Consider the following 12,051-nt stretch of genomic DNA (forward strand, 5'->3'; position numbering starts at 1 on the left):
TCAACCCTGCTTGGGCTCGGCGTCCACCTTCGCCGCCGCCGGCCGGTCGCCGGCTGCGTCGACGATGCGGCTGCCCACGCGCAGCTTGCCGGTGCCGTCCACCACGATGCGGTCGTTCTCGTTCAGGCCCTGCGTGATTTCCGCCAGCCCGTCGCGACGGCCACCGACCTTCACGTCCACGCGCTCGACCGACTGGTCCGGCTTGACGCGGTACACGAACGAATCCGTGCCGACCTGCACGATGGAGATTTCCGGCACCAGCAGCGCAAGGCGCTGCGGACGCGACAGCGTCACCTGCATCAGCATGCCGGGACGCAGCAGGCGTTCGGGGTTGGCGAAGTCGCCGCGCACCACGACCGAACGCGTGGCTTCGTCGATGCGCGCATCCACGGTGCTCACCTGGCCCTCGAACGTGCGGCCCGGATACGCGGTGCTGGTACCGGCGACCTTCTGGCCGACGCCGAGCGTGGCGAGCATCGCTTCGGGCACCGGGAAATCGACGTACACGCGCGCGGTGTCGTCCAGCGTGGCGATGGCCGTGCCCGGCGTCACCAGCGCACCCGGACTGACCTGGCGGATGCCCAGCACGCCGCCGAACGGCGCGCGGATCACGCGGTCGCCGATGTCGGCGCGCATCTGCGCGACGCGCGCGCGTGCGGCGTCGCGGATCGCCATCTGCGTGTCCAGCGACGAACGCGCGATGAGCTGCTGGTCGGCGAGTTCCTGCTGGCGCTTGTACAGCCGCTCGGCTTCGTTGGCGGTGGCCTGCGCCTGTTCGAACGCGGCCTGCTGCTGGCGGCCGGTCAGCGTGATCAGCGGTGCACCGGCCTTGACGACGTCGCCGCTGTCGAAATGCACGTCCTGCACGGTCTCGCTGACCTTCGCGGTGACCGTGATCGATTCGCGCGCCTTGACATTGCCCAGCGCGAGCACGGTGTCGCTCCACGGCTGCATGCGCACCTGCTGCGTGGTCACCGGGATGGGTCGATCGCCGCCGCCGCGCTGCTCCGCGCCGTTGCTGCCACATGCGGTAACGGCGAGGACGAGGACCAGCGAGGTGGTGGCGCGGAACGCGGCCCAGGCCACGCTGGTCCTGGATCTGGAACTGAATTGCATGCGGCTCTCTACAGTGGACGGCGGCTGCCCAAACTTGCCGATTCTAGCGGTGGAGTACCAACGCCTGCGTGGGCCATTGGTTGACAGCTCATTGCGCACACCGGCGGCCGAGGGGGCCCGGATGGCCGCTCCGGTGCCCGGAAAACGTGACTTGAATCCCGACTGTGGCACTCTCCGGTGACGGTCTCGTGCATGCCCGCGACCGCCGCCGCGCCCTTCGCAACGGCCCGGCCGACCTCCTGCCCCGGCCCCACCCTTCGCCCAGGAGTTTCCCCATGATTCACGAGAGCATCCTCGACACCATCGGCCGCACCCCAGTGGTGCGGCTGCACCGCCTCGGCCCGTCCCACGTGACGCTGTACGCCAAGGTCGAAGCCTTCAATCCCGGCGGCTCGGTCAAGGACCGGTTGGCCCTGGCCATCGTCCTGGACGCCGAGGAACGCGGCCTGCTGAAGCCGGGAGACACGGTGGTGGAAGCCACCTCCGGAAACACCGGCGTGGCCCTGGCGATGGTCTGCGCCGCGCGCGGTTACAAGTTCGTGGCGGTGATGAGCGATTCGTTCTCGATGGAGCGCCGCAAGCTGATGCGCGCCTACGGGGCCAAGCTGATCCTCACGCCCGCTGCCGAACGCGGCAGCGGCATGGTCCGTCGCGCCGAGGCGCTGGCCAAGCAACACGGCTGGTTCCTGGCCCGCCAGTTCACCAACCCGGCCAACCCGGCCTATCACCGGCAGACCACGGCGGCCGAGATCCTGCGCGACTTCGCCGGGCGCCGGCTCGATCACTTCGTGACCGGCTGGGGCACCGGCGGCACCCTGACCGGCGTGGGCGAAGTGTTGAAGGTGGCGCGCCCGGACGTGCGCGTGACCACGTGCGAACCCGCGGGCGCGGCGTTGCTGTCGGGCAAGGAATGGCAGCCGCACAAGATCCAGGGCTGGACGCCGGACTTCGTGCCGGAAGTGCTCAATCGCGACGTGGCCGACGCCATCCTGCCCATCGACGACGTGCTGGCGCGCGACACCGCACGGCGGCTGGCGACGGAGGAAGGCATCTTCGTCGGCATCTCCGCCGGCGCCACAGCCGCGGCGGCGCTGGAAGTCGCGCGCAATGCCGAGGAAGGCGCGGTCATCCTGACCATGCTGCCCGACACCGGCGAGCGTTACCTCAGCACGTTCCTCTTCGAGGGCGTGAACGAGGGGTCCGACGACGAGTGGCTGGCCGGCCTGTCCTGACCGGCGACTTCACGCACGGACAATCCGCATGCGTATCGAGGTGTTCGAAGGCGACATCACCGCGCTCGACGTGGACGCCATCGTCAACGCCGCCAATCCGGCACTGGCCGGCGGTGGCGGCGTCGATGGGGCGATCCACCGCGCCGCCGGTCCCGGGCTGTCGGAGGAATGCAGCGTCATCGCGATGGTGAGTCCGCACGTGCGCTGCCCCACCGGCGAAGCGCGGATCACGGGCGGCCATCGACTGAAGGCGCGGCACATCATCCACACCGTCGGGCCGGTCTGGCACGGCGGCCGCGACGGCGAGCCGGAGCGGTTGGCCGAGTGTTACCGCAACAGCCTTCGACTCGCCGTCGACCATGGCGTTGCGTCGATCGCGTTTCCGGCGATCAGCTGCGGGGTGTACGGCTATCCACCGGAAAAGGCGGTATCGACGGCCGTGGCCGAAGTGCGCGCGTGGGGGGATGTCCACGACGCTCCGGCGCAGGTGATATTCGCGTGTTTCGGAGAGTCGATGGCGGCACTGTACCGACAGGCCCTGCGTTGACCGTACGCGAACGGCCCCACTGCAAGACTGCGTGCTCCCCGCCTGCTGGAGCCTTCGCATGAAGCCAACATCCCTCTCCGTTTCCCTGCTGGCCGCGATGCTCGTTGCGGCGCCGGCGGCGAACGCCGCGATTCCGCTGCTCAACGCCGAATGCCCCGGCGGATTGTCCGTGCACGCCGACGAAGGCGGACCGGTCTATGTCAACGGCAAGGAAGCCAAGCTCAAGCGGTTCAACGACAACTACTTCGAGGCCAAGGACGCCAAGACCGGCGTGACGGTTTCCATCTCGCGTACGCCGGACGGGAGCACGTCGGTGTCGTATACGGGACCGGGGAAGAAGAACGGGGTGTGCGAGGTGAAGGACGATACGGTCGGGAAGGATTGACGTTGTGTTTTGGCCCCTCTCCCACCGGGAGAGGGTTGGGGGCCGGGGCATGGGATGCGTTGCGGATCGATGCTTGCTTCAGCGTGCAGGCAACGGCGACAACGACGTCCACGGATCCCCTTCGCGGGGATGACGGCCGGAAGCAGAACTGCCTGCTTAGCCCCTCTCCCGCCGGGAGAGGGGTTGGGGTGAGGGCCGGGGCATGCGACGCGTTGCAGATCGTCGATGCCTGCTTCGGCGTGCAAAGCGACGGCAACAACAACGCCCACGGATCTCCGCCTTCGCGGGGATGGCGGTCGCGGCATTGCCGCGCGCGAAGCACTGACTTCATTGGCGTTGCCGTTGCCATCCCTGGCGTCACGCGACGGGCTTCGGGTCGCCCGGCCCGGCCATCCATGGCCGGGCGTTCGGCAGGCCACGCGGCAGTGCCGCGCGAGGCACCGACTTCGTAGGCGTTGCTGTCGCCATCCCTGGCGTCACGCGACGGGCTTCGGGTCGCCCGGCCCGGCCATCCATGGCCGGGCGTTCGGCAGGCCACGCGGCAGTGCCGCGTAGCGGCCTGCCTCACCCCTGCGGCACTCCCGCCATGTCGGGGAGCTGGTGCGCGATGCCCTTGTGGCAGTCGATGCAGGTCTTCTCGCGCGTGTGCAGCCAACGCTTGTGGATCTGTGCGGCGCGCGAACTCTGGCGGGTGAGGTCCATCGACTGGTAGTCGTGGCAGTTGCGGCATTCCAGCGAATCGTTGGCCTTCAGACGCGCCCATTCGTGCATCGCCAGTTCCAGCCGCTTGTCGATGAACTTCTCGCGCGTGTTCACCGTGCCGAAGATCTTGCCCCACACTTCCTTCGACGCCTGCATCTTGCGCGCGATCTTGTCGGTCCACTGGTGCGGCACATGGCAATCAGGGCACGTCGCGCGCACGCCGGAACGGTTGCTGTAGTGGATCGTCTGCTTCAACTCCTGGAACACGTTGTCGTGCATCTCATGGCAGCTGGTGCAGAACTTCTCCGTGTTGGTCGCTTCCAGCGCGGTGTTGAAACCGCCCCAGAACAGGATGCCCGCGACGAAGCCGGCGGCGACAAGAAAGCCCAGGCTGTAGTGCACGCTCGGCCTGCGCAGCGTGCGCCAGTAGGGTTCGAGCCACTCCCACAGGCGGCGCATCACTGCACTTTCCCCGAGGCTTCGGCGGTGGCAGTGCCGGCTTCGGCAGCCGCCATGACTTCGTCGATGGTCTGGAAGTGGTTGCCCACCAGCAAACGCGCGTCGGTCTGCACCACGTGGCACTGGTTACAGAAGTAGCGGCGCGGCGAGATCGCGGCCAGGAACTGGTCGTCACGGTCCATGTAGTGCGTGACGCTCACCGGCGGCGCCTGGAACTTCTCGGCATTGGCGCGCGCGTGGCAGAGCATGCAGCGGTTGCTGTTCTTGTCGACCTGATACCCATCGATGGCGTGCGGAATCGTCGGCGGCTGCATCGGGTACGCGCGTTCGCGCCGGCGATCGGCGTTCTCCACGCGTGCCAGCGGCATCGGTGCGGCCTCCTGGTCGACGGGAATGCCGCGACGCAGCGCGTCGATCTGCTGCATGTCGGTCCGACCGAGCGCGGAGCCTGCCGCGGGCGCGTGTGCGGCCTGCGTCGCAGCGCGCGCCGCCCGTTCCTCGTCATGGCGTGCGGTGGTGCGTCCGGCCAGCCAGCCGGCCACGAACACCAGCACGATCACCGCCAGAACGAGTCCCCCGGCGAACCACAGCAGGCGATTGCGCGTGAATGCGTTGCTCATGGCGAGGCTCCTATGCGCTCAGGACCTTGACCGCGCACTTCTTGTAATCGGTCTGTTTGGAGATCGGATCGGTCGCATCCAGCGTGACCTTGTTGATCAGCTGTCCGGCGTCGAACCACGGCACGAACACCACGCCCGGCGGCATGCGGTTGCGTCCGCGCGTCTCCACGCGCGTGCGCATCTCGCCGCGCCGCGAAATCACGCGCACATCATCGCCACGCTTGAGGCCGCGCGCTCGCGCATCGTCCGGGTTCATGAAGATCATCGCCGTGGGGAAGCTGCGGAACAGCTCCGGCACCCGCATCGTCATCGAGCCCGAATGCCAGTGTTCCAGCACGCGGCCGGTCACCAGCCACAGGTCGAACTCCTTGTCCGGCGATTCCGCGGGCGGCTCGTAAGGCAGCGCCCAGATCACCGCGCGTCCGTCCGGATTTCCGTAGAACTGGAAGCCGGTACCGGGCTTCACGTAGGGATCGGAACCCTCGCGGTAACGCCAGCGCGTCTCGCGTCCGTTGACCACCGGCCAGCGCAGGCCGCGCGCGCGGTGGTAGTCGTCGAACGGCGCCAGGTCGTGGCCGTGTCCGCGACCGAACACCGCGTACTCCTCGAACAGGCCCTTCTGCACGTAGAAGTTGAAGTGGGTGGATTCGTCGTTGGCGTAGCCGGGCTCGATGTCCGACACCGGGAAGCGGTCGACGTTGCCGTTGCGGTACAGCACGTCGAACAGCGTCTTGCCCTTGAACTGCGGGTTGGCCGCCAGGATCTCCGCCGGCCAGCATTCGTCGGTGGTGAAGCGCTTGGAGAATTCCATCAGCTGCCACAGGTCCGATCGCGCCTGCGCCGGCGCGTTCACCAGCTGATGCCAGAACTGCGTGCGTCGCTCGGCGTTGCCGTACGCGCCTTCCTTCTCCACCCACATCGCCGTGGGCAGGATCAGGTCCGCGGCCTGCGCGGTGACGGTGGGATACGCATCGGAGACGACGATGAAGTTCTTCGGATTGCGATAGCCCGGCCAGGTCTCCTCGTAGAGATTGGCCGCCGCCTGCATGTTGTTGTTGACCTGCACCCAGTAGGCGTTGAGCTTGCCGTCCTTGAGCATGCGGTTCTGCTCGACGGCGTGGTAACCGGGCTTGGCCTTGATGATGCCGTGCGGGATCTTCCAGATCTCCTCGGCGTGCTTGCGGTGCTCGGGATTGGCCACCAGCATGTCGGCCGGCAGGCGGTGGCTGAAGGTACCCACCTCGCGCGCGGTGCCACACGCCGACGGCTGGCCCGTCAGCGAGAACGGGCTGTTGCCGGGTGTGGAGATCTTCCCCGTCAGCAGGTGGATGTTGTAGATCATGTTGTTGCACCACACGCCGCGCGTGTGCTGGTTGAAGCCCATCGTCCAGGTGGACATCACCTTGACCTTCGGGTCGGCGTACAACTCGGCCAGCTTCTCCAGCCAGCCGCGCTCCACGCCGGTCATCTCCACGGTCTTTTCGAGCGTGTACGGTGCGACGAACGCGGCGAAGTCGTCGAAGCTGATCACCTCACCGCCGCCCGGGTCCTTGGCGTTCTTCGCCTTCACCTCCAGCGGATTGTCCGGGCGCAGGCCGTAGCCGATGTCCTGGTTTCCGCGCTTGAAACTGGTGTGCTTGTCGACGAAATCGCGGTTGACCTTGCCGCTCTTGATGATGTGGTTGGCGATGTAGTTGAGCATCACAAGGTCGGTGTGCGGCTTGAACACGATCGGGATGTCGGCCAGCTCGAAGCTGCGATGCTCGAACGTCGACAACACCGCCACCTTCACGTGCGGATGCGACAGGCGCCGGTCGGTGATGCGCGTCCACAGGATGGGATGCATCTCGGCCATGTTGGAGCCCCACAGCACGAACGCATCGGCGGCCTCGATGTCGTCGTAGACGCCCATGGGCTCGTCCATGCCGAAGGTGCGCATGAAGCCCATCACGGCCGATGCCATGCAATGGCGCGCATTCGGATCGATGTGGTTGCTGCGGAACCCGGCCTTCATCAGCTTGTTGGCCGCGTAGCCCTCGAAGATCGTCCACTGTCCGGAGCCGAACATGCCGATGCCGTCGCCACCCTTTTCCTTGAGCACGCGCTTGAACTGCTCGGTCATCACGTCGAAGGCTTCGTCCCAGCTCACCGGAGTGAAGTCGCCGTCCTTGGCGTACACGCCGTTCTTCTTGCGCAACAGCGGTGTCGTCAGGCGGTCGTCGCCGTACATGATCTTCGACAGGAAATAGCCCTTGACGCAGTTGATGCCACGGTTGACCTCGGCATGCACGTCGCCGTGCGTGGCAACGACGCGACCGTTCTTCACCGCCACGTTGACGCCACAGCCGGTGCCGCAGAAGCGGCACGGCGCCTTGTCCCACTTCAGCGCGGTCAGGTCGCCCTCGGTGATGATGTTGGCCGCATCGCCCGGCATCGACATGCCGGCCGCCGCCGCCGCCGTGGCGACGGCAGTGTTGCGGATGAACTCGCGACGGGTGGTCATGGCGAGGCTCCTGTGTCGGAAACGGTCGGAAGCGGTGCGTCGAGCGCTTCGCGCGGCTCGGCGTGGTGGTAGACAAGGGCGACGTTGAGCACGCCAGGCAGCGCGCGAAGTGTGTCGATGCGATCGAGCACGGCGTACTGGTCGGTGCACTCGCACAGCACCACGCTGCGGAACTCGCCGGACAGCGCCAGCTCCAGGTCGGGCGACTGGTCGATGTGAGCAGCCAGCGCGCCGGCCGCTTCCGCGCGGTGCTGGACCACGAAGCTGGCGATGTGCACTTCATCGGCGACGGAATTCATGCGGGCTCCGTGGCGTGCGCCTTCAGGGAAATGGCATCGACCGGACACAGGCCCACGCAGGCGCCACAGCCGGTGCAGCGCGCGGCATCGATCGACGGCACAGGCACGCGCGAGGTCAACGGAAACGCGATGGCATGTTCGGGGCAGCCGTCGCGACAGCTCGAACACACCACGCCCCGGCGCGGCAGGCAGGTGTCGCCGGCAACGGCGATGGTGTCGAAGGCATCGGTCACGCGTGTCCGGTCGAGCGCGCGCGGCGCGCAGGCGTCCACGCAATCACCGCAGAAGGTGCATTCGCCCAGATGCGGATCGAACACCGCGTATCCACCCGCTCCGCGCACGAGCACGCGCTCGGGGCAGCGCTCCACACAGGCGCCACAGGCGGTGCAGGCATCGAGGAAGGCGGATTCGTCCAGCGCCCACGGCGGGCGCAGCGGCGGCGTGGCCGCACGGCGCCCGAGCAACAGCGCACGACGGGATGGATCGGGCGCGGCGGACACGGCTCAGTGACCCGTCGGTGGACCGGCGAACATCTGCCAGATCCAGACCAGGAAGCCATACCCGGCCACGATCATGACCGTCAGCAGTGGAAACACCACCGCCGTCAGAAGCAGGAACGCGACGCGTTCCCGACGTTTTGCGGAAAGCTCGTGTGGCGATTCCATGGACTGCTCCACAGCTGCACGAGGACCGGGCGTACGCTGGCGATAGTACGCCGTCTACCGCGACGACGCGACGTGAAGACCATTCAGTCGCTTCACGGCGGCTTGTCCGGGCAGAGGGGATAGTGCGCGCAAGGGAATCCCATGCGTTGCGCCACCGTGCTTCTGTTGTCGTGCGACCCGATGCCGTGAAGGTGACGGTCTCGCCTTCGTCGGTGATCGCGGGCACGCCCGTATGCGGTGCCCGCATACGCACAGAAAAGAAAAGCCGGCGCGGGGCCGGCTTTTCTTCGTACGGTGCAACGTGGCTTACGCAGCCTGCTTCCACTGGCCCAGTGCGGCCAGGCCGTTGTCGCGGGCGCGCTCGTACACGGTCTGCTGGGCCTTGGCGAAGTTGTTCACCAGATCCTGCGACCACAGCTTCAGCGCGGCGGCCTGCATGGCGCGGCCGTAGGAGAACGACAGCGGCCACGGGTTCGGGCCCATCTGGTTCATCGCGTTGAGGTGCGCCGTGGCGGCCTCGTCCGACTGGCCACCCGACAGGAACACGATGCCCGGCAGCGTGGCCGGCACGGTCGACTTCAGGCACTGCAGCGTGGACGCGGCGACGTCCTCGTAAGACACATCTTCGCCGCTGGTGGTGCCCGGCACGACCATCGAGGCCTTCAGGATGGTGCCTTCCAGCAGCACGTTGTGCTCGTACAACGACGCGAACAGCGAACGCAGCGTGACTTCGGTGACTTCAAAGCAGGTCTCGATGTCGTGGCTGCCGTCCATGATCACTTCCGGCTCGACCATCGGCACCAGGCCCTGTTCCTGGCACAGCGCGGCATAACGGGCCAGCGCGTGGGTGTTGGCGTCGATGCAGGTGCCCGACGGGATGTCGTCGCCGATGTTGATCACAGCGCGCCACTTGGCGAAGCGGGCGCCGAGCTTGTAGTACTCCTCCAGGCGCGCGCGCAGACCGTCCAGGCCTTCGGTCACCACCTCGCCCGGGAAACCGGCCAGGTTGTGCGTGCCCTTGTCGACCTTGATGCCCGGAATCATGCCGTTGTCGCTCATGTACTTGGCGAACGGCACGCCATCGCTGGTGGACTGGCGGATGGTCTCGTCAAACAGGATGGCGCCGGAGATGTAGTCGCTCAGCTTCGGCGTGGTGAGCAGCAGCTCGCGGTAGCGGCGACGGTTTTCTTCGGTGTTCTCGATGCCGACGCCGGCGAAACGCTTGGCGCAGGTCGCGCCCGACTCGTCGATGGCGATGATGCCCTTGCCGGGGGCCACCATGGCCAGGGCGGTTTCGGCAAGCTGTTCGATGCTCATGGGTCGTCCTGCGGGAGCGGTGGGAAGCCTCGCATTATAGCCGCTGCGGTCCGGCTACGGCCGGTCTACGCAACCTGAAATCAACAACTTGCAGACCACACACCCCGAAATTCAATACCAGTTGGGATGTATGCGGTTTCACTCCGTTGGCCGGACCGCCGCCTGCTCGACGCCGTAGCGCATGCGGTGGATCCATCGCGACAGGCCCTGGCCGCGCAGGACCAGCACCGCGCCGAGGATCAGTTGCACACCGATGGACGCGATATCCGCCCACGTGTCGGGGATCGAATCGAGTTCTGGGCCGAATCGCAGCAGGATCATCCAGCGTGTGAACCGGTAGACGGAGAAGACCACGCCTTCGAAGAAGAGCCAGGCGCCAATGGCCGAAAGCAGGATGCCGAGCCAGGTTGTCGGCGCCAGGTCGCTCTCGAACGTCATGTCCTGCGGACGCACCAGAGCCAGCTTGGCCAGCTTGTCGGCGAACAGCCACAGCGCAGTGATGGCGAGTATCCCGAGAGCGGCCGCGGCAAGGAACCACCCCGGCCCGAAGCCAGTTTGCGGTTCCATGCTCCGATACCCGACGACCGAGCCCGGCAGCGCGATCGCGACTTTCGCCAGCGACCACACCGCAATCGCGCGGATGATCATGCACAACAGGCTGTACGCATTCGTCCTTGTCATCCGCGCCTCCCCAGGCGTCGTGGTCCGTGCGACGAAGCTTACAGTTCTCCCAGCCCCTCGGCAGTGCCGCCCTCGCCCACCTGCAGCAGGCGCAGCGTATTGGTGGCGCCCAGCTGCTCCATGTGGTCGCCGCTGGTGAACATCACGCGGTCGCCGACGCTCAGCAGGTCCTGGCCGAACAGCTCCTTCACCGCCTTGCGAGCGGCATCGCGCGAGGTCAGGCCGCGGCTGTCGAAGTTGTAGGCCACCACGTCGCGCATCAGGCCCATGCGGCGACGCGCGCCGTCGTGGCGCGACAGCGCATAGATCGGCACCTGCGAACGGAAACGTGACAGGAAGCGCGCGGTGCCGCCCGACTCGGTCATGGCGATGATGCCGCGCACGCCGATGTGCTCGGACAGGAACATCGCCGCCATGGCGATGGCCTGGTCGGCGCGTTCGAGGTTGCGCGGCGCGGCTTCGAAATCGGTGTCGTGGTTGAACTGGCGTTCGGCACCCAGGCAGATGCGCGCCATCGCTTCCACCGCGCGGACCGGATAACGGCCGGCCGCGGATTCCTGCGAGAGCATCACCGCGTCGGTGCCGTCGATGACGGCGTTGGCCACGTCCAGCACTTCCGCGCGTGTCGGGATCGGGCTGTCGACCATCGACTGCAGCATCTGCGTGGCGGTAATGACGACCTTGTTGCGCTCCAGCGCCTCGCGGATGATCTTCTTCTGCAGGCCCGGCAGTTCGGCATCGCCGATCTCCACGCCCAGGTCGCCGCGCGCCACCATCACCACGTCGCTGGCGTCGACGATCTCCGAGAGATTCTCGATCGCCTCGGCGCGTTCCACCTTCGCCACCAGCGCGGCATCGCTGCCGTTCTCGCGGGCGATGCGGCGCGCTTCGTTCATGTCGGCGGCATTGCGGCAGAACGACACGGCGATGAAGTCCGCGCCCAGTTCCGCAGCGACCTTGATCAGTTCCTTGTCGCGCTCGGTCAGCGCGCCCAGCGAGAGACCGCCGCCGAGCTTGTTCAGGCCCTTGCGATCCGACAGCGCGCCGTCGTTGAGCACGGTGGTGATGATGCGTTCGCCGTCCACAGCGCCCACGCGCAGCTGCAGCAGGCCGTCGTCGAGCAGCAGCACATCGCCCGGACGCACGTCATTGGGCAGGCCGAGGTAGCTCACGCCAACCTCGCGCAGGTTGCCCGGGGGCGCATCGATGCTGGCGACGAGGTCGAAGCGGTCGCCGGTCTTGAGCAGCACGCGGCCTTCGGCGAACCGCTCGATGCGGATCTTCGGGCCGGGCAGGTCGGCCAGGATGCCGACCTCCACGCCGACACGCTGCGCGGCCTCGCGCACCGCTTCGGCGCGCGCGACCTGCGAGGACGGATCGCCGTGGGAGAAGTTGAGCCGGACGACATCGACGCCGGCGGTGAGCAGTGCATCCAGTACGCCCGGCGGATCGGTGGCCGGGCCGAGGGTGGCGAGAATCTTGGTGCGGCGTCTGGTCGTCATGTGATGCGAAGTCCAAAGAACCC

Annotated in this window: 13 protein-coding genes; 3 read left to right on the forward strand and 10 right to left on the reverse strand. The window is 67.1% G+C overall.

The features are described 5' to 3' along the window. Window positions 1-1,116 (reverse strand): efflux RND transporter periplasmic adaptor subunit, encoded by a 1,116-nt coding sequence (locus tag QLQ15_RS00820; protein WP_283210972.1) that lies wholly within the window; start codon window positions 1,114-1,116, stop codon window positions 1-3. A 275-nt stretch (window positions 1,117-1,391) separates the two neighbouring features. Here QLQ15_RS00820 and cysK point away from each other — a divergent pair, with 275 nt between their 5' ends. Genes cysK through QLQ15_RS00835 form a run of 3 tightly spaced genes read left to right on the forward strand, consistent with a single transcriptional unit; the run spans window position 1,392 to window position 3,280 of the window. Then, window positions 1,392-2,348: a cysteine synthase A gene (gene cysK, locus QLQ15_RS00825; protein ID WP_283210973.1), complete on the forward strand. Its 957-nt coding sequence runs from the start codon at window positions 1,392-1,394 to the stop codon at window positions 2,346-2,348. A 28-nt stretch (window positions 2,349-2,376) separates the two neighbouring features. Next, window positions 2,377-2,895 carry an O-acetyl-ADP-ribose deacetylase gene (locus QLQ15_RS00830; protein WP_283210974.1) on the forward strand — a complete coding sequence of 173 codons (519 nt, stop codon included), beginning with the start codon at window positions 2,377-2,379 and terminating at the stop codon, window positions 2,893-2,895. A gap of 58 nt (window positions 2,896-2,953) precedes the next feature. Beyond that, window positions 2,954-3,280, forward strand: coding sequence for a hypothetical protein (locus tag QLQ15_RS00835; RefSeq protein WP_283210975.1), 327 nt, complete (start codon window positions 2,954-2,956; stop codon window positions 3,278-3,280). A 564-nt stretch (window positions 3,281-3,844) separates the two neighbouring features. Here the strand turns inward: QLQ15_RS00835 and QLQ15_RS00840 are convergent. The 9 genes from QLQ15_RS00840 to pyk all read right to left on the reverse strand — a co-directional run bounded on the left by QLQ15_RS00840 (window position 3,845) and on the right by pyk (window position 12,028). Continuing rightward, window positions 3,845-4,441, reverse strand: coding sequence for a cytochrome c3 family protein (locus QLQ15_RS00840; RefSeq protein WP_283210976.1), 597 nt, complete (start codon window positions 4,439-4,441; stop codon window positions 3,845-3,847). Beyond that, on the reverse strand, window positions 4,441-5,061 hold the full coding sequence (locus tag QLQ15_RS00845) for a nitrate reductase cytochrome c-type subunit (RefSeq protein ID WP_283210977.1): 621 nt from the start codon (window positions 5,059-5,061) through the stop codon (window positions 4,441-4,443). The genes QLQ15_RS00840 and QLQ15_RS00845 overlap by 1 nt, the downstream gene beginning before the upstream one ends. A 10-nt stretch (window positions 5,062-5,071) precedes the next feature. Beyond that, entirely contained in the window at window positions 5,072-7,564 is a 2,493-nt protein-coding gene (gene napA / locus QLQ15_RS00850; protein ID WP_283210978.1) for a periplasmic nitrate reductase subunit alpha, read from the reverse strand. Beyond that, entirely contained in the window at window positions 7,561-7,863 is a 303-nt protein-coding gene (locus QLQ15_RS00855; RefSeq protein ID WP_283210979.1) for a chaperone NapD, read from the reverse strand. Before QLQ15_RS00855 ends, napA begins: the two co-directional genes overlap by 4 nt. Next, entirely contained in the window at window positions 7,860-8,363 is a 504-nt protein-coding gene (gene napF, locus QLQ15_RS00860; protein ID WP_283210980.1) for a ferredoxin-type protein NapF, read from the reverse strand. Before napF ends, QLQ15_RS00855 begins: the two co-directional genes overlap by 4 nt. Window positions 8,364-8,366: 3 nt before the next feature. Then, window positions 8,367-8,528 (reverse strand): periplasmic nitrate reductase, NapE protein, encoded by a 162-nt coding sequence (napE, locus tag QLQ15_RS00865; protein ID WP_283210981.1) that lies wholly within the window; start codon window positions 8,526-8,528, stop codon window positions 8,367-8,369. Window positions 8,529-8,834: 306 nt separating this feature from the next. Beyond that, window positions 8,835-9,845 (reverse strand): class I fructose-bisphosphate aldolase, encoded by a 1,011-nt coding sequence (locus QLQ15_RS00870; RefSeq protein WP_283210982.1) that lies wholly within the window; start codon window positions 9,843-9,845, stop codon window positions 8,835-8,837. Window positions 9,846-9,983: 138 nt separating this feature from the next. Then, window positions 9,984-10,493, reverse strand: a complete 510-nt coding sequence (locus tag QLQ15_RS00875; RefSeq protein WP_283210983.1) for a hypothetical protein — start codon at window positions 10,491-10,493, stop codon at window positions 9,984-9,986. A 71-nt stretch (window positions 10,494-10,564) separates the two neighbouring features. After that, entirely contained in the window at window positions 10,565-12,028 is a 1,464-nt protein-coding gene (gene pyk, locus QLQ15_RS00880; RefSeq protein WP_283210984.1) for a pyruvate kinase, read from the reverse strand. Window positions 12,029-12,051 lie beyond the last annotated feature (23 nt).

The sequence above is a fragment of the Lysobacter stagni genome, assembly GCF_030053425.1.
GTDB classification, from domain to species: domain Bacteria; phylum Pseudomonadota; class Gammaproteobacteria; order Xanthomonadales; family Xanthomonadaceae; genus Lysobacter_J; species Lysobacter_J stagni.